Annotated in this window: 13 protein-coding genes, 1 tRNA gene and 1 other RNA gene; 6 read left to right on the top strand and 9 right to left on the bottom strand. The window is 66.9% G+C overall.

What is annotated here, in order from left to right:
- Nucleotides 1–187 precede the first annotated feature (187 nt).
- The 6 genes from G557_RS0109290 to ffs all read right to left on the bottom strand — a co-directional run bounded on the left by G557_RS0109290 (nucleotide 188) and on the right by ffs (nucleotide 5,836).
- Nucleotides 188–412, bottom strand: a complete 225-nt coding sequence (locus G557_RS0109290; RefSeq protein WP_028245813.1) for a sigma factor-like helix-turn-helix DNA-binding protein — start codon at nucleotides 410–412, stop codon at nucleotides 188–190.
- A 112-nt stretch (nucleotides 413–524) separates the two neighbouring features.
- Complete coding sequence (locus G557_RS0109295) at nucleotides 525–1,583, bottom strand: aspartate-semialdehyde dehydrogenase (RefSeq protein WP_028245814.1); 1,059 nt, start codon at nucleotides 1,581–1,583, stop codon at nucleotides 525–527.
- Entirely contained in the window at nucleotides 1,580–2,845 is a 1,266-nt protein-coding gene (locus tag G557_RS0109300; RefSeq protein WP_028245815.1) for an aspartate kinase, read from the bottom strand. The genes G557_RS0109295 and G557_RS0109300 overlap by 4 nt, the downstream gene beginning before the upstream one ends.
- Nucleotides 2,846–2,902: 57 nt before the next feature.
- The gene (recR, locus tag G557_RS0109305; RefSeq protein WP_028245816.1) at nucleotides 2,903–3,514 is read right to left on the bottom strand and encodes a recombination mediator RecR; all 612 of its coding nucleotides are present in this window, start codon (nucleotides 3,512–3,514) and stop codon (nucleotides 2,903–2,905) included.
- 6 nt (nucleotides 3,515–3,520) lie between these two features.
- Nucleotides 3,521–5,698, bottom strand: a complete 2,178-nt coding sequence (locus G557_RS12830) for a DNA polymerase III subunit gamma and tau (protein ID WP_084627115.1) — start codon at nucleotides 5,696–5,698, stop codon at nucleotides 3,521–3,523.
- 41 nt (nucleotides 5,699–5,739) lie between these two features.
- Nucleotides 5,740–5,836: signal recognition particle sRNA small type (gene ffs, locus G557_RS13830), an RNA gene on the bottom strand.
- A gap of 280 nt (nucleotides 5,837–6,116) precedes the next feature.
- On the opposite strand from ffs, the gene G557_RS0109315 reads away from it, so the two are divergent.
- From G557_RS0109315 to G557_RS14335, 3 genes are all read left to right on the top strand, one after another.
- On the top strand, nucleotides 6,117–15,236 hold the full coding sequence (locus G557_RS0109315) for an isopeptide-forming domain-containing fimbrial protein (protein ID WP_084627116.1): 9,120 nt from the start codon (nucleotides 6,117–6,119) through the stop codon (nucleotides 15,234–15,236).
- Nucleotides 15,237–15,350: 114 nt separating this feature from the next.
- Nucleotides 15,351–15,438: transfer RNA gene (locus tag G557_RS0109320), tRNA-Ser, on the top strand.
- A gap of 83 nt (nucleotides 15,439–15,521) precedes the next feature.
- Complete coding sequence (locus G557_RS14335; protein WP_028245818.1) at nucleotides 15,522–18,311, top strand: helix-turn-helix transcriptional regulator; 2,790 nt, start codon at nucleotides 15,522–15,524, stop codon at nucleotides 18,309–18,311.
- A gap of 12 nt (nucleotides 18,312–18,323) precedes the next feature.
- On the opposite strand, the gene G557_RS0109330 is transcribed toward G557_RS14335, so the two are convergent.
- The 3 genes from G557_RS0109330 to recQ form a co-directional block, all read right to left on the bottom strand.
- Nucleotides 18,324–19,313 (bottom strand): variant leucine-rich repeat-containing protein, encoded by a 990-nt coding sequence (locus G557_RS0109330; protein WP_028245819.1) that lies wholly within the window; start codon nucleotides 19,311–19,313, stop codon nucleotides 18,324–18,326.
- 143 nt (nucleotides 19,314–19,456) lie between these two features.
- Nucleotides 19,457–19,972 (bottom strand): glutathione peroxidase, encoded by a 516-nt coding sequence (locus tag G557_RS0109335; protein WP_028245820.1) that lies wholly within the window; start codon nucleotides 19,970–19,972, stop codon nucleotides 19,457–19,459.
- A gap of 67 nt (nucleotides 19,973–20,039) precedes the next feature.
- Nucleotides 20,040–21,908 (bottom strand): DNA helicase RecQ, encoded by a 1,869-nt coding sequence (recQ, locus tag G557_RS0109340; protein WP_211220545.1) that lies wholly within the window; start codon nucleotides 21,906–21,908, stop codon nucleotides 20,040–20,042.
- Nucleotides 21,909–22,211: 303 nt separating this feature from the next.
- Here recQ and G557_RS12840 point away from each other — a divergent pair, with 303 nt between their 5' ends.
- Genes G557_RS12840 through G557_RS12850 form a run of 3 tightly spaced genes read left to right on the top strand, consistent with a single transcriptional unit; the run spans nucleotide 22,212 to nucleotide 24,622 of the window.
- The gene (locus G557_RS12840; RefSeq protein ID WP_036962029.1) at nucleotides 22,212–23,396 is read left to right on the top strand and encodes an LLM class flavin-dependent oxidoreductase; all 1,185 of its coding nucleotides are present in this window, start codon (nucleotides 22,212–22,214) and stop codon (nucleotides 23,394–23,396) included.
- On the top strand, nucleotides 23,393–23,878 hold the full coding sequence (locus G557_RS12845; protein WP_051224965.1) for a MarR family winged helix-turn-helix transcriptional regulator: 486 nt from the start codon (nucleotides 23,393–23,395) through the stop codon (nucleotides 23,876–23,878). The genes G557_RS12840 and G557_RS12845 overlap by 4 nt, the downstream gene beginning before the upstream one ends.
- 12 nt (nucleotides 23,879–23,890) lie before the next feature.
- Nucleotides 23,891–24,622 carry a CE1759 family FMN reductase gene (locus G557_RS12850; RefSeq protein ID WP_051224966.1) on the top strand — a complete coding sequence of 244 codons (732 nt, stop codon included), beginning with the start codon at nucleotides 23,891–23,893 and terminating at the stop codon, nucleotides 24,620–24,622.
- Nucleotides 24,623–24,667: the final 45 nt, after the last annotated feature.

Here is a 24,667-nt window from a genome sequence, read left to right on the forward strand (position 1 = left end):
CTCCGCTGGCTGCGCTGCCAGCGCGACGCGGGCGGACGCCAGCGTCGATGTCGGCACGGGCCGACACCTTAGACATCATACTCTTCGCGCTGACACGACTCGTTCGATCGGTCGTCGACTGTGTGCTGTCAGAGGCGTCGGCGGCAGGATGCCCGGGTACGGCCAATCGCTCGGCTCGCCCGGTGCCTCACCGCGCACGGTCGGCATAGAAGCTCTCGCGCAGCTCGGTGCGTGTGCTCGCGCTGCGACCGTTGCGACGGTACTTCTCGCGACTGCGCCGCAAAAACGTGCGTGCAGTCTCGTAGGCGACGCCGAGGTCGTCGGCGACCTCTTGAATGCTGGCGCCATCGACGAAGAGCCGCACGGCCCGAGCCTCGGACGGGCTCAGCCGTGTCTGCTGCCGTATGGCCATGAAAAACCTGCCTTTGTGGGATGTGCCCCCATGGTAGGCAGCCAGCCACTTTCGGCGGAGTCTCAGCGGAAGATTGCGTAACACAAGCCCCGCCGAGCACTCAGCAGCAGGTTCAGTGCAGGGTCTTGGCGACCAGCTCGCCGATCTGCACGGCGTTGAGTGCGGCGCCCTTACGCAGATTGTCGTTGGTGATGAACAAGGCGAGGCCTCGGCCATCCGGCGCGCCCTCGTCTTGGCGAATGCGGCCAACGTAGCTGGGATCGGTGCCGGCGGCCTGCAGTGGCGTGGGCACCTCGCTGATCTCGACGGCGGGTGCATTGGCCAGAATCTCGTAGGCCTGCTGCGGGGTGATCGGGCGCTCGAACTCGGCGTTGATCGACAGCGAGTGACCGGTGAACACCGGCACGCGCACGCACGTGCCCGAGACCAGCAGGTCGGGGATGCCAAGGATCTTGCGGCTCTCGTTGCGCAGTTTCTGCTCTTCGTCGGTCTCGAGGCTGCCGTCGTCAACCAAGTTGCCGGCAAGCGGCACCACGTCGAAGGCAATCGGACGCACATATTTATTGGGCGCCGGAAATTCTATGCTCGCGCCGTCGAAGGTGAGCTGTGTGATGTCTTGAGTGGTGGCCGCCTGCACCTGGTCGGCGAGCTCGCGCACGCCGCCGAGGCCAGAGCCTGAAACCGCCTGGTAGGTGCTGACCGTCAGGCGGCGCAGGCCGGCGGCCTCGTGCAGCGGCTTGAGCACGGGCATGGCGGCCATCGTGGTGCAGTTGGGGTTGGCGATGATGCCCTTGGTGAGCTGCTCCAGCGCGTCGGGGTTGACCTCGCTGACGATCAGCGGCACGTCGGGGTCGCCGCGCCATGCCGAGGAGTTGTCGACGACGACGGCGCCTGCGGCAGCGAAGCGCGGGGCGTGCTCACGGGATGCCGCACCACCGGCCGAAAACAGAGCGATGTCGATGCCCGAGAGGTCTGCCGTGGTGACGTCTTCGACGATGATCTCGCGGTCGCGCCAAGTAAGCACGCGACCGGCCGAGCGCGGCGACGAGAAGAACCGCAGCCCAGCGATGGGAAAATCACGCTCGTCGAGCAGCCGGCGGATGACCCCGCCGACCTGGCCGGTGGCGCCGACGACGGCGACGTTGAGTGGGGTGCGTTCGTTGGTGCTCATCGACCTGTTCCTCCGTAGACCACGGCCTCGCCTGAAGCGTCAAGACCGAATGCGGTGTGCACAGCCTGAACTGCCTCGGCGAGACTGTCAAGGCGGGTCACCACTGAGATGCGAATGTCAGAGGTCGAGATCATCTCGATGTTGATGCCGGCATCGGCGAGTGCGCCGAAGAAGCGCGCTGAGACGCCGGGATGCGTGCGCATGCCAGCGCCGACAATCGCAAGTTTGGCGATCTGGTCGTCGTAGACCACCGAGTCGAACTCGAGGTCTTCACGGTGTCGATTGAGCGCGGCCACCACCCGCGGGCCGTCGCCGATGGGCAGGGTGAACGAAATGTCGGTGCGGCCGGTTGCCGCAGCAGAGATGTTCTGCACGATCATGTCGATGCTGGTGCCCTCGCCGGCGACGATGCCGAACAGCTCGGCAGCGCGGCCGATTTTGTCGGGCACGCCGACCACCGTGATCTTGGCCTCGTCTTTATCGGTGGCGACGCCGGTGATGATGGGTGCTTCCACGTTGTCTCCCTCTTTGTGGTCTGCGACGATGGTGCCGATCTTGCTGCTGAACGATGAGCGCACGTGCAGCTTGACACCGTGGCGGCGCGCGAATTCGACGGCACGAATGTAGAGCACCTTGGCGCCGGCCGAGGCGAGTTCGAGCATCTCCTCGGCGGTGACGAAGTCGAGCTTGTGTGCGCTCGGCACAATGCGGGGGTCGGCGGTGAAGACGCCGTCGACGTCGGTGTAGATTTCGCACACGTCGGCGTTCATGGCAGCGGCCAGAGCCACCGCAGTGGTGTCAGAGCCGCCGCGGCCGAGCGTGGTGATGTCGCCGGTCTTGCGGTTGAAGCCTTGGAACCCGGCCACAATGGCGACCGCGCCGTCTTCGAGCGCGGCGAACACGCGAGTGGGGGTGACGTCGACGATGTTGGCGTTGCCGTGAATGGCATCGGTGACCAGACCGGCCTGTGAACCCGTGAATGAGCGTGCCTTCTGGCCGAGCTGGATGATGGCCATCGCCACCAGCGACATCGAGATGCGCTCGCCGGCGGTGAGCAGCATGTCGAGCTCGCGGCCGCTGGGCGCGGGCGAGATCTCGTGTGCCAGGTCGACCAGCTCGTCGGTGGTGTCGCCCATCGCGCTGACCACGACAACGACGTCGTTGCCGGCCTTTTTGGTCTCGACGATGCGTTTGGCGACGCGTTTGATGCCCTCGGCATCAGAGACGGAGGAACCCCCGTACTTCTGAACGATGAGTGCCACGAATGTGTCCTTGCTTGTCTGGAGTGCGGCGTATGCCGTCTTCCAGTCTAAAGGGGATCAGTGCTCGCCCGCAGCTCGTACGCTGCGGCGCCCCTCGAAGGCACGGCCCAAAGTGACCTCGTCGGCGTACTCGAGGTCGCCGCCGACTGGCAGCCCAGAGGCCAGGCGCGAGATGGTGATGTCGAGGTAGCCGAGTTGGCGGGAGAGATATGTGGCGGTGGCCTCACCCTCGAGGTTGGGGTCGGTGGCGATGATCACCTCGGTCACCGTGCCGTCGGCGAGGCGCGGCATGAGACTCGCGATGCGCAGCTGCTCGGGGCCGACACCGTCGATGGGGCTGATAGCGCCGCCGAGCACATGGTAGAGGCCGTGATATTCGTGTGTGCGCTCGATGGCGGCAACATCTTTGGGCTCTTCGACCACGCAGATCACCGTCTGATCGCGCTTGGGGTCTTCGCACACACTGCACAGCTCGTGTTCGGTGAGGTTGCCGCACACCTTGCAGAAATGCACGTGAGTGCGCACCTGGGCGAGGATCTGCGCCAGATGCGTGGGGTCGTAGTGCTCATCTTGCACGATGAAGAACGCGATGCGCTGCGCCGACTTGGGGCCGATACCCGGCAGCTGGCCGAGTTCGTCGATCAGGTCTTGGATCAGGCCTTCGTACACGGCGGGCTACTTCTCGTCGACGGGCTTGGCGCCCAGGATGTCGCGGATCACCGGTTCGCCGTACTGGGCCCGATGCCGGGTGCCGTTCGGCGGCGCTGGCGATGTCGGGGTCGCAGGCGGGGCCTGGCGAGGCTTTGCCGGTGTCGTGGGAGCCGGGTGCTGCGGTTCGTCGGCAGGATGCCCGGGCTCGTATTCGTCGTCGGCCGGCGGTTCGGTGGGCAGGTCGTCGGGCCACGGCTCGGCCGCGGCAGGCGATGGCTGTGTCGGCTGCGCCTGGGCGCGTGGTGCTGCGGGAGATGCCGGTGTCGGAGATGCCGGTGCTGCCGGAGATGCCGGTGCTGTCGGAGTCGAAGCGCTGCGCGGGGCAGCGTCGGGCTGCGGCGTTGGTGTGGTCTGTGGTGCCTGTGCGGCAGCAGCGGGTTGGGTATTCGGGTGCTCGGGTGCTGCCTGCTGCTGCGGCGCAGCAGCCCGCTGCAGGGCAGGCCGCTGCGAGCCGGCGGCATGAGCACGGAACTTCATGCGCACCCCGAACAGCTGATGCAGTGCCTCGCGCACGGCATCGGCGGTGGTGTTCTGTGTGCCGGGCGTGCCTTTGAAACTGTCGGCGTCGGTGTGCGAGCGGAACTCGAGGGTGAGTACATCGTCGGCGTAGGCCTGCGGGGTGGCGTTGATGGCGACCACCCACGCACGACGGTTGGTGTCGGCGAGGCGGGTGAGCACCTGCTCCCAGCCATTGCGAATCTGCTCGATGCTGAGTGCTCTCGGTGCGGCCGTCGGCGCCGGCTGGGAGGGCTCTGCCAGCTGCGGCTGCGGCTGTGCTGCGGCGGGCTGCGTCGTGGGTTTGGCTTTCACGGGAGCTGCGGCCTTCGGCGCGGGGTGCTGGGGCTCGGTCTGGGGTGTTCGGGGAGCCTCGGCAGAGGCAGGCGCATGTGCTGCCGATGCGGCAGGCTGTGCTGGTGCAGCTGGTTGCGCAGGCGGTGTTGTGGTGATGCGTTGCGCTGGCGCTGCGGAAGGAGCATCCGTGACGCCGATGCGGCGCTCGAGGCGATCGATGCGGCTGAGCGCGCCGAGCTCATCGTCGCTGGAGGCCGGCACCAGCAGACGCGCGATCATCAGCTCGAGCTGCATGCGCGGGCTGGTGGTGCCGGTCATGCGGTTGACGGCGTCGTCGACGATCTGCGCGGCTCGGGTGAGCTCGGCGTTGCCGAACTGGCCGGCCTCGCGCTGCAGGGTCTCGATCTCGTCGTGGCTGATGCCGCGCAGGATGGCCGGGGCCTGTTCGCCGGCGGCCTGCACCACGATCACATCGCGCAGTCGCTCGAGCACATCTTCGGCGAAGCGGCGTGGGTCTTGCCCGGTCTGCACGACCTTGTCGACGGCCAGGAACAGTCGCTCTGACACTCCGGCGCCGATGGCGTCGACTACCTCGGTGATCAGGTCGGTGGGGGTGTAGCCGAGCAGGCCGATGGTGCGCTCGTAAGAGATGGTGCCTGCCTCGGAACCGGCGATGAGCTGATCGAGCACCGAGAGGGTGTCACGCACCGAGCCGCCGCCGGCGCGCACTGCCAGAGGCAGCACGCCGGGCTCGGCCGTGATCTGCTCGGAATCGAGGATCTTGTCGAGGAAGGGGAGCATGGTCGCTGGCGGCACCAGACGGAATGGGTAGTGGTGGGTGCGCGAGCGGATGGTGCCGAGCACCTTCTCGGGCTCGGTGGTGGCGAAGATGAACTTCACGTGCTCGGGAGGCTCTTCAACAAGTTTCAGCAGCGCGTTGAACCCACCCGAGGTGACCATATGCGCCTCGTCGATGATGAAGATCTTGAAGCGATCGCGGGCGGGGGCGAACACGGCGCGCTCGCGCAGGTCGCGGGCGTCGTCGACGCCACCGTGGCTGGCCGCGTCGATCTCGATGACGTCGAGTGAGCCGGCCCCGCCGGTGGCGAGTTCGACACAGCTCGGGCAGACGCCGCACGGGCTGTCGGTGGGGCCCTCGGCGCAGTTGAGGCAACGGGCAAGGATGCGCGCAGAGGTGGTTTTGCCACACCCGCGCGGGCCGGAGAACAGATAGGCGTGATTGACGCGATCGGTGCGCAGCGCGGTCGACAGCGGAGCCGTCACCTGCTCTTGACCGATGAGGTCGGCGAAGGTGTCGGGACGATAGCGTCGATACAGTGCAGTGGCCACACGACAAGAGTAGCCGCTCCCACCGACACGCACCGAGGCAGAGAAAAGACTCCTCGTGCACCCGACAGAGCCCGGTTACCCTTGCTGCGTTTCCGCCCTGGGGGAGTTGGCCTGGATGTCGTCACACGAGGAGCCGCCACTCAGTCTAGGAGATAACGGGGCGTCACGCGAGCCGGGCCGCTTCTCCAGCCGGAACGCGAGGACGGGTGAGAACTTTCCGGAACAGGGTGAGGTGGCAAGTCAACACGGGTGAGAGCTGAATCGGCGACCGGGTGAGTGAGGGTGAAACCTCGGATGAAAATCCATCGTTTCGACAATTCCGGCGCTCGCCTCCATGAATACTGACTGCTGATCAGGCGCGTTCGTGCGCCCTGAACGGTCGTTTCCGCGGCCGTGAGACACCTTAGGGGAGCAGTCCATGTCCACTCTGTTCATGCCGAGCCTGCATGCGTCCGTCGACGCTCGAGTCGCCTGGTACCGGAGGCCGATGGCCATGCTGCTGGCCCTGCTCATCGCAGTGGCCGGGCTCGGCACCCTGCCCGATGCCGTGGCCGCCAGCGCCGATGAGACCTCTCCGCTGCAGGTGACCAAGAGCGGGCCGTCGAATGCGGCTCCCGGCGACACCGTCACGTATCGGGTGAAGCTCGAGAACACCGGCTCCAACACGCTGTACAACGTGCTGCTGGCCGACTTGCTGCCGGCAGGGGAGACCTATCAGGCGAATTCGACCAAGGTGGATTCCCCGTATGCCTTCGGCAACCCTTCGACGTACGCGGTGACCGAGACCACGGGCGAGCCGGCGCAGACGACCGAGACAGGGCAGACGCTGCTGGTATGGCCCAATGAGCTGGATCTTGCTGCAGGGCAGTCGATCCAGCTTGAATACACCGTGACCCTCGGCGCTGATGTGGAGACGGGCAGCACAGTCACCAACAGCCTGCAGGCCTTTGCCAGCAGCAATCCGCGAACCATCCCCGAAGTGGACACCAGCAAGGTCACCGCGGGCGCAATCGACCAGAGCGCGCTGGGCAGCGCGATCACGAACAGCGACCTTTCGAGCGATGTCGCCGAACAGGCGACGACGCTCAGTTCGGTCACTCTGTTGAAAGACAAGAGCTCGGCGACGTCTGACGAACCGGCGAGCGGCGGCACGGCGTGGCTGCGTGGCGTGCACGAGAACAAGCGTGAGGTGCCGCTGACGGTCAAGAACTCCGGCACCAGCGAGGTGAGCTACCAGCTGGTCGACTTCCTGCCGGCGGCCTTCGAATTCCTCGACGGCACGTCGACCTCAACGGAGTCGGAGCCCGAATGGGCCGACGGCACCGACGGTCAGACGCAGGCCGACAGCACCGGTGCGGGAACGTCATCCTCGGTGACCACCGACCCCACGTCACCTGCCGCGACCGCTGCCGTCGCCTCCGTCGAGACGTTGGTCGCCACCGCTGAGGATGCCGCGAAGTACGGAGTGACCGAGGGATCCACCTACACGAAGATCACCTGGAACGTGACGGTGCCGGCGCAGTCGACGGCCACGGTCACATACTGGGCGGGCATCCCGCTGCAGGAGAACACCACCGACTGGAATGGCGAGGACTCAGGAGAAGGCACTGCGCCGACCGGCACCGCGCAGGCGTCCAACCTCGACAACAACTCGGGCACGTACACCCGAGACCTCGTGGGTGAGAGCCGCACGAACGTCGCCGCGCTCGTCGCGGCCGATGATTCCGTCGTGGTCACAGACTCGCAGATCTACACGATCGCCGATGCCGTCGAGAGCAAGAGCGTCGTCAATGAGAGCGGCAACGCGGTGGACGCCCCCAACACGCGTATCGGTCAGGATGCCGCCTGGGACTTCCGCCCCGGGCAGATCACGTACTTCAGCCTGACAACGACGCTCAGCGAGTACGTCGGTGCGGATGCCGGCGACGGCACCACACCATCCATCGTGATCACCGATGAGCTGCCCGACGGCATGCAGCCGATCGCTCAGGCCGATGGCGACGCCGTGGACCAGGCACTGGATGCGGCATTCGGCGCCAGCGGTGCGCTCAGCTCGATCAGCGACCAACGCTACAGCGGAACGAAATCGCTCGTCACGACGACGGATCCGACTACGGACCCGGCACTGACGCTGGAGTACACGAGCGCCACGTTCGACTCCGCAACGGGCAAATGGACCATCACCCTGGAGCCGACGAGCAGCACTCAGGATCTCGTGCGCGGCGAGACCGTGACGGTGCGCATCCCGGTGTACCAGCAGACGGAGTACTCGGGCGCAGACGATTCGCGTCTGGGGCAGGACATCGTCGCCTACGATCAGTTCACGAACAGCGCCTCGGCGACGGTGCAGACAGAGGCCGGGGTCGACGAGGAGACAACGGGCGTCAAAGAGCTCACGGCGACTGACTCCGCCGATCTGCAGGCGATCACGCCGACCATCGACAAGCGGGTGCTCTCTCGTGACGCCACGAGCGATTTCACCACCAAGTTCGGCGCCGGAACACTCACAGCCACCGATGAGAGCGCGTTCGCTGACTCGACATCGACGACGTTCGAGCAGGGGGATCTTGTCTGGTTCAAGATCTCGTTCGACCTGGCCGACCCGACGCTGTCGCTGCGCGACACGCAGCTCACCGACTTCCTGCCACAGGGCTCGAAGCTCTATGGTTGGACGTTCGCCACAGACAACACCGCACCGACAGACAACTGGACGGCCACCGGTGACGATACCAAGGCGGTGGGTGCGGGCTCGGTCGTCGCAGATCAGAACATCACGAGCACACTGGTGTGGAAGGCCGGCGATACATACCAAGAGCTCAGTGGAACCGAGAACCGCAAGCTCTCGGTGATCGTGGGCGTGGAACTCACCCAATCCGGTGCTTCTCTCGACAATCTCGCCAAGGCATCGGTCACCAACACGAAGGCCGCCGTGGTGACCTTCCGCGACGAGGCCGCCTTCGAGGTCGATGAGGCGCCCAGCGTGGCGCTCATCAAGGATGTCGTCGGGATCGGCAGCGGCTCGTGCACCGCTGGTTCGGTGATCTCCGATGGCGCGCAGGTCACCAGCGGCCAATGCGTCACCTACAAGGTGACGGCGACCAATACCGGTGCCCAGACCGTTCTCGACCCGACCATCTGGGATGTGCTGCCCACTGGGTTCACGAACGGCGCGGTGTACTCGAACTCGTCGCTTAGCTCCGCGGTGACGACCAACTCCGATTCAGATCCAGACTCGACGCTGAAATGGGCGCACTCGGGAACGATCGCAGCAGGTGCATCGGTCACCTACTACGTCACGGCCACGGCACCGGCAGATCCCGAAGTCAACACGACCTTCACGAACACCGCCGGCGTACGCGATTTCGCGACAGAACTCGACTACGACGGCAGCGACGCCGACACTGACCTCGATCAAACCACCTGGTACCCTGCTGAGAACATCGACTCCTCGGTGGTGGACAGCAACGCATCGAAGGCGAAGGACACCGCCACGGTGAAATCGCCGAACGTGTCACTGTCGAAGACGGTGACCAGCGGCCTCAGCCAGAACAACAACAACCAGGCGAGCAACCCCGACACCAATGGCTATGGGCCAAGCGCCCAGGCAGTGGTCGGCGAGAAGGTGACGTTCAAGATCACGCTCACCGTTCCTGCGAACACCACGGTGACCGGTGGGTCGCTCAAGGATGCAGTGGCGAACGCGGCCTCCACGTATCCGCAGATCACCATCGACCCGAACACCATCACTGTCACGAAGGACAGCAGTGCGATCACGACCCCGTTGTTTACCGGCACGAGTTCGACGGACTTCACCTGGGGTCAGGACTTCAGCAATACGACTGATGCTGATGTGACATATGTGCTCACGGTACCGGGCACGGTCACCGGCTACTCTCCAGTGACCAATGGCAGCAGCAAGAACGTCACCACCTCGGCAAAGAACACCGCGACATTCACCTCGAAGAACAACAGCGGCATCAGCAGGACCGCCACGGTGCAGATCGTCAATCCGAACCTGACCGCGTCAAAGACAGCCTCACCAGACACCAGCATCGGAGCCGGACAGACCGTCACCTTCACCGTGAAGGGCACGAACCAGTCCACCAACAGCGGGGTCAATACGCCCGGGCTGAAATCGGCAAAGCTCGTCGACACCCTGCCGGGGGGACTCACCTATACAGGCGTCGGCACGGTGACCCTCGGGTCCAGCACGTTGACTGAGAATACTGACTACACCGTCGTCACCTCGAACATCGGCACCGGCGGGGCGACCTCGACGGATGCGGGCAGCCCGAGCACGGTCACCATCCAGCTGAAGCCCGGGGTGGTCGTTGCCGCCGGACAGACCCTCAGCGCCACGTTGACGGTCACCACCCCAGACCCGGTCACCGCATCGGCGACCTATGACAACAGCGTCTCCTTCGAGGGCGACTCACTCACCGCTGACGAGGCGACCGCGCAGAGTGGCACCGCACAGCACTACGCCACCACAGCATCCAAGCAGATCACGGTCAACGGCGCCACCAGCGACAAGGCCATCACGAGCGTCTCGCCGAGTGCCGACGGCACCGGGCTGACCGACGCCAGCGGAAACATCACCACGGACACCTCCAGCAGCACGGCGAAGGTCACACCCGGGCAGACCGTCACCTACCAGGTGAGCGGCACCATCCCCGCGAACACCGAGACATTCGACACCACCATCGTCGACACCCTGCCGGCGGGAGCCGAGTTCGTCAGCGCGACCATCACTGGCCCCGCCGGAGCGCTGAATATCGGCTCCGGCGACAGCGACGTGACGCAGATCGTCAACGGCCAGACCATCGGCTGGGCGGTCGGTCATGTCGCCGCGGCCGCCACGGAACAGACATACACGGTCACCGTGCAGGTGCGATTCACAGCTGACCTCAACGGGTCGACCAACAGCGCGGTCGTCGCGGGCAAGACGCTGACCAACACCGCGCAGACGAAGTGGAACCTGAGCGACAAGACCGACCCCACCGACCCGACGGCGAGCCTCGACAAGTCCTCGAGCACATCCCAGGCGAGCGTGACCGTCGTTGAGCCGAAGGTGACCCTCGGCAAGACGGTGAGCAGCAGTCAGGTCGAACTCGGCAGCACCGTCACGTTCGCACTGACCGCGACGAACACCGGCACCTCGACCGCCTACGACTTCGTCGGCACAGATACCCTGCCCGAGCAGTTCGACGCCTCGACGCTGAAGTTCTACAACGGCGCGACCCAGGTCACGGATCTCTCGTCACTCGGCGTGACCGTTGACACTGCGACACGGACGATCACGTGGAACGCCGGAGACATCGCCGTCGGCACGGCGAACGCGAAGACGCTGACGTTCACGGTCGTCTTCGGCGCGGATTCCTCGAAGATCGCTGACGACTCCGACGACAGCACGACCGGTCTGAGCGCGAAGTACACGAACACGTTCACCGGCACGTACAGCTCACTCGACGGGGATGACACGGATGCGAGCTATGAGCGCGACTACACGCCGACGCCCGCCACCGCTGACGTGCAGGCGAAGCTCCCACACCTCAGCCTGACGAAGACACCGACCAGCGGTGTCGCCTACCGCGGCCAGAACTACACCTGGACACTCACGGCGACCAACTCTGGGCAGGGCACGGCGAACGACGTGCAGGTGCTCGACCGGCTGCCGGATCAGTGGAGCTACGTCTCCACGGGCACGGTGACTGTCGCCGGCAGCGCTGTCGACGCCTCGACGATCAGCACGCCGAGCAGCGGGGATACGGGCAGGCTCACCTGGAGCGCGACCTCCGGCAGCGGCTGGACTCTCGCATCCGGCCAGTCGATCAGCATCCAGGTGACGGCGAAGCCCGCCGAGGACGCAGCGCTGAGCACGTACACGAACACACTCGGCGTCTCGCTCACTGATGCGAACGGCAGCCAGACGAATGCCTCTGCGGGCACGAACGGCGGCACGAGCTCGACTTGGGGCACCGACAGCTCCTACGCCGATGAAGATGCCACGGCAGACGTGACGCTGCAGTCCGCGGATCTGCAGGTGGCCAAGACCGCTCAGGGCGATTGGACGCCAGGGCAGACCTTCGGCGGGGACGGCAGCGCCCCCAGCTGGCTGGTGACCGTCACCAACAAGCAGAGTAGCTCGGCTGCGGCCGTCGGCCCGTTCACGCTGACGGATCTCGCTGATCTCAGCGGTCTGACCGCCGGCACCGTGACCGCTGCGCAGGTGAGCGGGTGGACGGTGACCGCGCCGGACGGCTCCACCGGATCCATCAGCGGCTCCGGAACCGACAGCGACCCGTACCTGGTGACGTGGGGGTCTGCCACTCCGACGCTCGCGCAGGGCGCATCGTTCACCGTGCGCATTCCGGTGACCGTCGACGCCGCGGCGGTCGGCACCGCGAAGAACACCGCGACGGCGACCGCACAGACGGCGGATCCCACGCCGAGTGACAACACCGACACTGCGGAGAAGACGCTTGCGCCAGTCGCCGACTTGGGCATCAGCAAGACGACGAGTGCACCGACCAGCGGCGTCAAAGCCGGGCAGTCGGTCACCTGGACCATCACGGTGACGAACCACGGTCCGTCTCGTTCCGTCGCGAGCAGCGCTGCACCGATCACCGTGACCGATGCGCTGCCCGACGCCCTCGATCTCACGAAGGATGTCACCCTCACCTGGCAGGGCGACTCGGCGGGCACACTGACCCGTGATGCCGCAGCGGTGACCGCGCAGATCACGCAGAGCCTCGATGCGGGTCAGTCCGTGAGCTTCACGGTCACCGGCACGCTCAAGAGCTCCTCCACCGGCACGGTGGAGAACACCGCGACGGTCACTCCGGGTACCACGCCCGAGGATGCGACCGGGGGCGCCGGCACGCAGCCGAACCAGGACACGGCATCCGATGCCATCGACACGACGACCACGCTGCAGGCGGGCAAGGATTTCGCGCAGGGCACGACCCAGCTGACCGCCGGATCCACCGGCACCTATCGGCTGAGCGTGACCAACACCGGCACAGCGGATGCCGTGAACGTCACCCTCGATGACACCCTGCCCAGCGAGCTCACATACCAGTCATGGAGCGCGGTCACCGGCGGTGGCACATGGACGTTCGCTCAAGACGGTGCGAACGCCCGGCACCTGACCTGGACGCTCAGTGGCTCTCTCGCCCCCGGCGAGACCCGCAGCGTCGAGGTGACCGTTCTCGTGGCCGCCGATGTGGCCGCCAGCACGACGATCACCAACACGGTGACCGCCGACGCGGACAACGCCGAACCCGATGACTCGGGGAAGAACTCCGACTCTGACGCGAAGGCCGACCTGTCGATCGCCAAGACGCACAGCGGCAACGCGATCGCCGGCCAGGATCTCACCTACACCCTGACCGTCACGAACAACGGGCCGTCCGTCGTGCCCGTGGGCAAGACGATCACGGTCGCCGACACTCTTCCTGCAGGGCTCACCTACGTGAGCTCCGAGGGAGCGGGCTGGACGGTGTCACAGGGCGCGGATGACGCGCAGGCGCTCACCTGGACGAGCACTTCGGGGCTCGCGGTGAACGCGACCAGCACCATCCAGGTCACCGTGCACCTTGACACCGAACTGCAGGGTGCGGTCGACAACACCGCCACGGTGGACGGCCCGACCGACCTGCCCGATCCCGACCCGAGCAACAACTCCAGCACAGATCCGGCGACGGTGATCAGCAGTGCCGATGTCACGATCGACAAGACGGTGACCTCCTTCGACCCGAGTCGAGACGGCAAGCCGGTCGCCGGCGGCCAAGTCACCTACACGCTGAAGGTCACCAACAACGGGCCCTCTACGGCGCGGAACGTGACGGTGACCGACCCGTCGATCACTGGTCTGCAGATCACCTCGATCAGCGGCGGCAGCGACTGGACGCTCACGGGCGGCACGCTGACCTACACCGGCAATGGCGGGCTGCTCGAACCCGGCGTCGGTGTCGCCAGCGACATCACTGTCACCGGAACGATCGCCGCGGATTATGCCGCCGGCCTCGCCGCCGACGCGTCGAAGGCGCTCGTGAACACGGCGAACCTCGGCTGGGATGACTCCAGCGGCCCGCACACCGACTCGGATGACGCATCCGTCGACGTGGTGGCCGACGCCGATCTGCAGATCGTCAAGACCGCAGTCGATGAGAGCGGGCAGGAGATCTCCTCCGTCACCGCGGGCACCAGCCTGCGCTACCAGCTGCAGGTGAAGAACAACGGCCTCTCCGACGCTGACGGCCCGGTGACGATCATCGACACCCTGCCAGCAGGCACGACCTATGTGTCGTTTGCGGACACGACCGGCACCTGGACGCTCGCGGGCAGCCCGGCGGTCTCCGTCGACGGCACCACGACCCTCGCGTTCACCAGCGCGAGCGGACTGGGCGCCGGCCAGAGCGCTCCCGTTCTCGTGATCGCCACCGAGGTCGCCGCTGACGCGTACCTGACCAGCGCGACCACGGCGGGCACTGAGACGCATGCACTGACGAACACCGCGACGGTCAGCTCGAACACTCCGGACACTGACACGACCAACAACACCGATGACGCCACGGTCGACGTCACCGAGCAGGCCGACCTGTCGGTGACCAAGACGCACGAGGCATCTGCAGTGCACATCGGCGACACGCTTCCGTTCACGATCACAGTGACCAACCACGGGCCCTCTGCCGCCCGCGGTGTGACAGTGAAAGAGACTCTGCCGGCCGGCCTGACCTTCGTCGGCCTGCAGACGCCAGCCGAGGGGCAATCCTCGGCATGGCAGCTGATCGGTGATCCGGTCACGAACGAGGACGGCACCACCACGGTGGAGTTCGAGCTCGTGACTGACGCCGGCACGCTCTCCCCTGGCGTGACGGCGCCCGAGCTGAAGCTCGACACCGCGGTCGCGGTTGGCTCCTATCCACGGGTGGTCAACAGCGTCGACGTGGCCAGCGACACCCCTGAAGCGGACATCCCGGATGGACAGGATGATCCGTACCCCAACCACGCCGACGACCCCGTCGACGTGCCGTCGCTGGCCACGCTCGGCGTCACCAAGACGCATGAGGGCGAGCTGAAGATCGGGCAGAAGGCCGTCTATGTCATCACGGTGACCAACAGCGGGCCGACCGAGGACACCGGGGCGGTCACCGTCACCGATGAGCTGCCTCAGGGGCTGACCTACCGCAGCGCCGACCAGAGCGGCGTCTCGGTCTCGGGTCAGACGGTGACCTGGCTGCCGGATGCCCCGATCGGCGTCGGCGAGTCCCGCACGCTGCGTCTGACCGTGTCTGTGGGCGAAGCCGCCGGCGACCATGTGGTCAACACCGTGACGGTGACCAGCGACGCCGAGCAGACGCCGGATGCCGTGCTCACCGCGAGTGACGCGGCTGACGTGGCCGCAGCAGACCCGCTGGCCCGCACCGGGCTCGAGTTCAGCATCCTGCTGAGTGGATTCCTGCTGCTGGTCGGTGGTGCCGCCGTGACGATGCTGCGCGATGCGGGCCGCTCCCGCGGGCGACGCGCACGTTGAGTGCCGGCCGATGCCGGAGACGGGCCGATCTCCCCTGTCGGCTCGTCTCCTGCAGCATCGCTGCAAGTCCGGTAGACTTGTGGGGTTGAGCTGCGATGTCCGGCGGCTCGAACTGGAGGATTCGCCTAGAGGCCTATGGCGCACGCTTGGAAAGCGTGTTGGGTTCACGCCCTCACGAGTTCGAATCTCGTATCCTCCGCCACATCTGCAGCAGACCGCCGCATGGCGGTCTCAGGCTTGGACGCGCGCGGTGGCAGGCGCGCTGAGCTGAAGGAGACGCCAACCATGGACTATCCCGGAAGCCGCCCCGAGGGCCGGGCCGTGCGACAGCGCGTGCTCGAGCAGCTCGATGCGTCGGCACCGCTGACCATCATCGAAGGCGTGCCCGGCAGCGGCAAACAGGCTCTCATTCGTCAGCGTTGCGAGCAGCTGCGGCAGATCAGCACCTGCGCGGCGGCGGATTCGCCCGCCGGGCCGCATGCGGCCCGGCGCAAGGCCCCGATCGTGCTGATCGAGTTTCCGCAACGGGCCCTGGGCGACGCGCACGCGCTGGGCTTCGCGGCCGCTGCGTTCGCCGAGCAGCTGGGCGTGCCCGCATCCTCCGCCATGCGACACCACGCCACGCTCGACGCGCTGCTTCGCGGGCAGGTCGACGCGTCTCAGCTGGAACGCGCTCTGCCGAGCTTTCTGCGTGACCTGCAGGGGCTGCAGCTCTGTCTGGTCAACTACGAATGGCAGGCCTCGTCCGCGATCGACCGATTGATCGTCGCCTCGGTCGCCGCCGGAGCCGACGTGCTCTGCTCTCTTGTCGATGCCTCGGATCTGCGCGCGGCAGCCTCCGTGTCCTCTGTCGCGACCACCGTCATCACCGATGACCAGCTGGTGTTCACCCCGCAGGAGATCGGCCTTCTGGCGGCGTCCTTCGGGCTCGACCCCACGCCGGAGCTCACAGCGCGGGTGCACGAGCTGACCGCGGGGCATCCGCTCGCCTCCTCGATGCTCATGCTGCGCGCGCTCGGCATCGAGCGCATGGTGCTGGACGGCTCCCAGGTGCGAGCGGTTATCGGCGGCGTGGAGCGAGAGTGGCGTCAGGTCATCGATCTGCGCACACCGACCTCGGAGGGTGCATCGGCGCGCCGCCACATCGACGCAGACACGGTGAACCTCGCACTGCTGCGATCCGCCGGTGGCATGCTCAGCTACGCGGTCATCCCGTTCATGGAACTGCTCGCGACCAGGCAGGGGCGAAGCCAGTTCATGAGCATGCTGCGCGACTTGGTCGCCGTGCCAGCGGTCGATCTCGACGCCCTCGCCTCGGTGCTTCCGGGGGCCCTGCGCGCCGTCGAGCGGCTGCGCCTGGCCGGCTACGCGCGCATCGAATACGTGGCGGGAACCGCCGGCATCGTGCACTGGCATGAAGGCATGCACATGGTGCTGCGCGACTGGCTGCACAACCTGCCGCGCGCCGAGCACCAACAGCCGGGCAGTGGTTTCGCGATGCGGCTGGTGAGCTGGTACGGCGAGCACGGGAGGCCGCAGGACGGCGCCCAGCTGCTGCAAGACCTCGGCGACGTCGACGTGCTCGAGAGCTTCGTGGGTGCACACCTGATCGACATGGTGTGGACCCGCCGGGTGCAGGGGTTCACCCCCGTGCTCGCACTGCCAGATGCCCAGCGGGCGCAGCTGCCGACAGCGACGGTGCTTGCGGCACTCGAGTCGTACCGCAGCATCCGACAGGATCGAGAACTGGCGCGCCGCACGCTGTCGATCTTCCCGCTGCTTGAACAGCGCATGCGCACCGGGAGCGTGCTGCAGCGGCTCAACAGCGCGCTGGCGCTGAGCGTCGGAGCCGCGGCGCTCGACCGGTGGGAGTCGTATGGCTCTGCATTGCGCTGCTGCGCGGACGCAGTGGCCGAGGCCGGCCTCGCCGGCCAGCTCGACAGCCACTCCGCGGCACGCGCAGACCTGATCCTGGGCGTGCTCGCACTCATCCGCGCAGACGTCTCCCTTGCGCGAACGCTGCTGCTGCGCGCGCTCGCCGAGGGTGTGCAGCACCAGGGGCGGGCCGTCGCCGTGCTCTGCCTGCGCGTGCTGGAAGGCTATTTCGGGCAGCGACTTCTAGGCGGTTCGGAAAGCGCGCAGGCCGTGCAACGAGCGGAAGATCTCACCGGTGGCCCCCGAGACGGCGCCAGCTGGGGCGCCATCGACGAATTCGTGGCGCTGGCGCAGGCCTGGCAGGCCGTCTGGAACGGAGAACCCGGGAGCGGCCTTGAAGCACTGCGTCAGCTGATCGAGCGCAACGGACGTCTGCTGACACAACCATTCATCGCGTGGAGCTACACGCTGCTTCTGCTGCTCGACGGGCAGGCCCAGGCCGCATACGGGGTCTGGGAGGAGGTGGAGCGGCGCCTCGGCGCCGATGCCCCGATGTCGGGCCGCAGACTGCTGGGGATGGCCCTGGCCGGGTTCGCCTCCGGGCACGCGGCGGAGGCGGTGGCGCTGGTCGAGCGCCATGGTGACGGCACGGGGCTGCACGCCGTTCTGGCGAGGGGACTCGTCGCCTTCTCAACCGGCCGGCCCCTTGACGAGTCGGAGCTCTCCGTCGACGCGGGCCCGGCTATGGTGTCGAGGGCCGAGACCCTGCTGCAGGTGCTGCTCGCCGGTCGCAGCATCCAAGACGGCGACACCTCCGGCGCCCTCGCCCGGCTGCGGTCGGTCGAGGCGTCGTCATCGGAGGCCGATATGGCGTTCGCCCTGCGCTTCGCGCCGCGCGAGTGCCTGGCGGCGATGCGGCAGCACCTCGGCGATCAGCTGCCCGGTGATCTGCTGCGGCTCACCGACGAGCTCATGGACGCTCCCCATGTGCTGGTCGTGTCAGCGCCTCGGCCCCAGCTCACCCCGGCCGAGCAGCAGGTGCTCGCGCTGGTGACGGAGGGGCTCACCAACAAGGCGATCGCAGAGCGCCTGTTCTTGTCGGTGAACACGGTGAAGTCTCACATGCGGTCGCTGTTCCGCAAGCTCGGCGTCAGCAGCCGGGCTGAGGCGCGAGCCATTGGCCGCTCGCTGCTGCAGTGAGCGCGTGGCCGATCAGCGCTGGGGGCGCAGCAGGAAGTTCACGACGCCCAGCCCGATGAACACCAGGCCCATCAGCAGCACGAGCACCGTGCCGGCACCGATCGAGACGCCGTAGCCGGAGTATGAACTGATCTGCGAGATGGCCACCAGCGCCACGATCACGGAGACCGCACCGGTCACCAGCGTGACGACTCCGAAGGCGGTCTTCGTCCAGGGCGCGTGCACCGCGAAGGTCACCACGCTCGCCGCGATCGCCAGCAGGTACAGCGGCAGCAGGAAGACACCGTCGCCCTGGATGAAACTCGCGGAGAAGCTCGCCGAGTTGCCGAATATTGAGTAGCTCGCCGAGACCGCGGGCAGGAAGAGACTGATGAAGCCCAGCAGCGATGCGGCGATCACGCCGAGTTCGGGCCAGTGCGCCTTGATGAAGCCGCCGGGGTCTTTCTGCAGCTGCCCGAACGACTGCTGCAGGTTGGCACCCGCCTGGCTGTAGTCGTACTGGGGCTGCTGGCCGTACTGCTGCTGATCAAACTGCTGCTGGCCGTACTGGGGCTGGCTGTACTGCGGCTGCTGGGCCTGGCCGTATGGCTGCTGTTGCTGCTGCCCGTACTGGGGCTGGCTGAACTGGGGTTGCCCGTACTGCGGCTGCCCGGGATAAGCCTGCGGCTGGGTGGGCTGCTGCGGCTGTGCTGTCGGCGTCGCGGGCTGAGTCTGCGGATCGCCAACGCCCGACTGCTCGGTTGCCGACTGCGCGGTTGCCGACTGTGCAGGGCCCGACTGCGCTGTGACGGACTGCGCTGGGTCTGCCGGCTCAGTCGCCGCAGGGGCCACAGTGCCGCGCTGGTGGATCCAGGCGGCCAGCTCCGGATAGATGTTGGGGTTGGCGAGGATGGCCTGATGCAGATCGGGGCGCACATTGGCGATGTGCGCCAGCGTCGTGGCGTCGGTCTCGGCACTGCTCGCCTCGGCTGCGGTGAAGCTCTCTGGCTGTCGCTCGGTCATCCCATGTCTCCGTTCGCTCGGGTGTGTGGCATTCGGGGCGCTGCGCAGGCTGAGGGGCGTCAACGGCATCCGCTGCCAAGGGTAGCCTAACAGCGGGAGCCGACACGGCATCCCTGCGAACGTCTTCGGGCCGCGCGGCTGCGTCAGGCGCGGTCGCCGGCGGGGAGTGCCGCCTCGATGGCGGCGATCACCTCGGGCGCGTCGGGGCGGGTGCGTGGCCGGAAGCGGCGGATGACCGGGGCGGCGTCGCCGACGGCCGGCGCGATCACGAACTTCTCGAAGTTCCACTGCACGCGGCCGGCCTTGCCGGCATCGTCCGGCACCTGAGTGAGCGCCTGATACAGCGGGCTGCGGTCGCGACCGTTCACCTTCGTCTTCTCGAACATCGGGAAGGTCACGCCATACGTGGTCGAGCAGAACGTCTGGATCTGCTCGGCGTCGCCGGGCTCCTGACCCAAGAACTGATTGCAGGGGAACCCCAGCACCGTGAACCCGCGGTCTGCGTAGTCGCGCTGCAGCTGTTCAAGCTGTTCGTACTGCGGGGTCAGGCCGCACTTGGAGGCCACGTTGACGATCAGCAGCACGCGGTCGCGCCAGTGCGCCAGCGTGGTCGGGGTGCCGTCGATGAGGGTGAGGGGAATGTCGAAGATGTCGGCCATGCGGGGAGTCTACGCGCCGGAGGCCCGCCCGCAGAAGTCATGGCGCCGGCCGGTGCGGCACAGGCACTCAGAAGTCTGCGACGATCTCGAGGATGGCCTCGCCGTAGACGGCCAGCTTGGCCTCACCGACGCCGCTGACCTGGCTCAGCGCCTGGGTGGACGCCGGCTGCGCCGCGGCGATCGCCCGGAGCGTCGCGTCGGTGAACACGATGTAGGCGGGCACGCCCTGCGCCTTCGCCGTCTCGGAGCGCCAGTGCCGCAGGCGCTCGAACAATGGATGCAGCGCCTCGGGCAGGTCGGCCACGGCTGCGGCCGATCTGGGGCCGCGTCGTGAGCCCCGCTGGGCGGCGGCGCCCAGATCGCGGCGCAGCTCGAGCGCCTGTTCGCCCTTCAGCACGGGGATGGCCGCCTCGGTGATGCCGAGGGTCGCGTAGCGGTCGGGGCTGGTGCGCAGATAGCCCAGCGCGAGCAGCTGACGGATGACCGCCCGCCACTGCGCCGGCTGCAGCTCGGTGCCGATGCCGAACGTGGAGAGCTCATCGTGGTGATAGCCGTGCACCCGGTCGGTCTCGTGGCCGAGCAGGATGTCGATCAGGTGCCCGGCGCCGAAGTGCTGGCCCCGTTCGCGCTGCAGGCGCACGATGGTCGACAGCAGCTTCTGCGCCGGCACGGTGGCGTCGAAGCGCTCGGGCGGGGTGAGGCACGTGTCGCAGTTGCCGCAGGGGGCGCTCGCCTCGCCGAAGTGGGCGAGCAGGCGCACGCGTCGGCACTCGAGGGTCTCGCACAGCGCCAGCATCGCGTCGAGCGCGCGGGTCTGCGCGCGCTTGTGCATGGGGTCGCCGGCGCCCCGTTCGATCATCTGGCGCTGTTGCACCACATCTTGCAGCCCATAGGCCAGCCACGCGGTGGCGGGCAGTCCGTCGCGGCCGGCTCGGCCGGTCTCTTGGTAGTATCCCTCGATGCTCTTGGGCAGGTCGAGGTGGGCGACGAAGCGCACATCGGGTTTGTCGATACCCATGCCGAAGGCAATGGTGGCCACCATGACCAGGCCGTCTTCTTGCAGAAACCTCGCCTGATTGGCTGCCCGCAGCTCATTTGGCAGGCCGGCGTGGTAGATGAGTGCGGCGATGCCTCGTTCGTTGAGCGCATCAGCCGTGCGCTCAACACTGGCTCGGGAGAGACAGTAGACGATGCCCGCCTCGCCGGCATGCTCGTCGCGGATGAAGCTCACCAATTGCTCGACTGGGCGGTGCTTGGGCACGATGCGGTATTGAATGTTGGGGCGATCGAAGCTCGAGACGAAGACCTGCGCGTCTTCGAGGTGCAGCCGATCGACGATCTCGGCGCGAGTGGCCGGGGTGGCAGTTGCCGTGAGTGCGATGCGCGGCACGGTCGGCCAGCGCTCGTGCAGCACCTCGAGCTGCAGGTAGTCGGGGCGAAAGTCGTGGCCCCACTGCGCGACGCAATGCGCCTCGTCGATGGCGAACACCGAGATGGCGAGCCGGTCGAGCAGCTCGAGCGTGCGCTCGGTCGATAGGCGTTCGGGGGCGAGGTAGAGCAGATCGAGCTCGCCGGTCAGGGCCGCCTGCTCGATGCGGCGCTGCTCGCCGACGTCGAGCGACGAGTTGAGCGCGGCGGCGCGCACCCCGTTGGCCCGCAGGGCCTCGACCTGATCTTGCATCAGGGCGATGAGCGGTGAGATGACCACACCGACGCCGCCGCGCAGCAGTGCGGGCACCTGGTAGCAGATCGATTTGCCGCCGCCGGTGGGCATGAGCACGAGAGCGTCGCCGCCCTTGGCCACGCGCTGCACGATCTCGCCCTGCTGCCCCCGAAACGCGTCATAGCCATAGACCTGGTGCAGCACCCGGCGGGCGCGCTGCATCAGGGGCGATGCAGTGGGCGCTGCAGCCGAGGCGGGGAGATCTGAGGGCATGGGGACATCGTACGCGGGGCATCCGACATGCGGGGAGTGCAGCACGATGTCTGCAGGGGCAGCGCGATGTCTGCAGCGGTGTCGGCGTGGCTGCGGACATCTGGTCGGTGGTGCAGACATTGCGTTGGCCTCCGGCGCTTGGCATCCGGTGCTTAGTGGTCGGTGCCCGGTGCTGCAGACATTGCGTTGGTGTCAACCGAGGCCGAGCGCATCCACCCGTCAAGGTATATGCACATGCATGTAAATGTGCTACCGTGAGCGAAGAGGTTGTGTCGACAATCGATGAGAGGGAAAGGACCACTCATGCAGTACGGACTCTTCAGCGTCAGCGACGTCACCCGCGATCCGGTCAGCGGGGTCACCCCCACAGAGCACGAGCGCGTCAAGGCGCTGGTCACCATCGCCGAGAAAGCCGAAGACATCGGCCTCGACGTATTTGCGGTGGGCGAGCATCACAACCCTCCGTTCATCTCGTCGTCACCCACGACGCTGCTGGCCAATATCGCCGGGCGCACCAAGCGCATCCTGCTGTCGACATCGACCACGCTGATCACGACCAACGACCCAGTGCGCATCGCTGAGGAGTACGCGATGCTGCAGCACGTGGCCGACGGGCGCATGGATCTCATGCTGGGCCGCGGCAACACGGCCCCGGTCTACCCGTGGTTCGGCAAAGACATCGCCGAGTCGCTGCCGATGGCGCTCGAGAACTACAACCTGCTGCACCGCCTGTGGACCGAAGACCGCGTCGACTGGAGCGGCCAGTACCGCACCCCGCTGCGCGGGTTCACCTCGACACCGCGCCCGCTCGACGGGGTGCCGCCGTTCGTGTGGCACGGCTCGATTCGCACGCCCGAGATCGCTGAGCAGGCGGCATACTACGGCGACGGCTTCTTCGCCAACAACATCTTCTGGCCCAAGGGTCACTACCAGCGCTTGATCCGCTTCTATCGGCAGCGCTTCGCCCATTATGGCCACGGCACCGAGGCGCAGGCGATCGTCGGCCTCGGCGGGCAGTTCTTCATGCGGCGCAATTCGCAGGATGCGGTGCGCGAGTTCCGTCCATACTTCGACAATGCGCCGGTGTACGGCCACGGCCCCACGATGGAGGAATTCACCTCGCAGACGCCGCTGACGGTGGGCAGCCCGCAGCAGGTCATCGACAGCACGCTCGAGTTTCGCGAGGCCTTCGGCGACTACCAGCGTCAGCTGTTCTTGATCGATCACGCCGGGCTGCCGCTGAAGATCGTGCTCGAACAGCTCGATTTGTTGGGCGAGATTCTGCCGACGCTGCGTGCCGAAACGGCAGCGAGGCAGGCGCCGGGCACGCCCGAGGGGCCCACGCACGCGTCGCTGGTCGCCGCGAAGTATGGCGACGGCCCGGTGCCCGAGTTTCGGCCGAGCGCGAACCGCGGCGACAACGTCACAGGTGGTTCGCCCTATATCGGTGAGCGCTCCAGCATCGACCTCGACGCGGAGCAGGCGTGAGCACAGCTGCCGATCGAGCGGCGGTCGGCGCCTGGGAGTCGCTGCTGCGAGCCCAGGTCGCCCTGTGGCGACGCTTCGGCGCAGAGCCGATCTGGTCTGAGCTCTCAATGAAGGAGTACGACGTGCTCTACACGCTGGCTGGCAGCGCGTCGGGCCTGCGACTGAGCGAGCTGGTGGATGCGGTGCTCGCGCCCCAGCCCTCGCTCTCGCGCATGGTCGACCGGCTGGTGGCCCGGGGGCTGGTGGTCAAGCAGCGCGATGCCGACGATGCGCGCGGAGTGCGTATTCAGCTGACCGATGCTGGGCGTGCGGCGCAGCGCAGGGTTGGCCGGGCTCACGCGCGCAACATCGCTGAGGTGGTGGGCGGTGCCCTCGACGAGGCTGAGCTGGCGAATCTGAGCGAGCTGTGCCGCAGGCTGCGCACCGCGGTGACCGCAGAAGGCGCCAAAGATGCCCAGGCAGATCGAGAGACTCAGAAGTAGAGGAGTGGTGAGATGACGACGAAAGACGAGGCTGGTGCCGAGGTGCGGCATCCATTGGTGGTGCTGGTGTCTGCTGGCAGCGGGGTGCCCTCGAGCACCGACATGCTGCTGCAGGCGATCGCTCAGCAGGTGCAGGCACGATTCGGCGAGGTGCGCATCGAGACGGTTTCGCTGCGCGAACTGGCGATCGACATCGCGAAGGGCTTGGTGTCGAACTACGTCTCGCCCGAGCTGCAGCAGGCGTTCGACCAGGTGGCTGCGGCCGACGCGCTGGTGGTCGCCACGCCGATTTATAAGGCGACCTTCAGTGGGCTGTTCAAGTCGTTTTTCGACCTGCTCGACAAAGATGCGTTGTATCTGACTCCCGTGCTGCTGGCGGCCACTGGGCAGTCGACGCGACATGCGCTGGCGCTGGACGACGGCATCCGGCCGCTGTTCGCGTTCATGCGGGCGCTCAGCGTACCCACCTCGATTTACGCGACGCCGGGTGACTGGAACAACGGTGCGGCGGCGCTGCATGCTCGCATTGAGCTGGCCGTCGCCGAGCTGGGGCGTCTGCTGTCAGGTGCTGGTGGTGCGGGGGTCACTCGCGGCGTTGATGCTGAAGCGGCAGATGCTCAGGGCAGCGCTTCGGTGGATGCCCCGGTGCGGCACGCTGATCGCGAGCAGTCGGTCTCGGGCGACGACGAGATTCGGCTCGACACCGACCTGATGCGACTCGCGACCGGTGGTGGCGCGGAATAAGCGCCAGAAGGCTTTGCACGGGGTGCAGTGGGTGTTTCGCAATTC

The organism is Pseudoclavibacter soli DSM 23366 (genome assembly GCF_000423505.1).
GTDB lineage: Bacteria > Actinomycetota > Actinomycetes > Actinomycetales > Microbacteriaceae > Pseudoclavibacter_A > Pseudoclavibacter_A soli.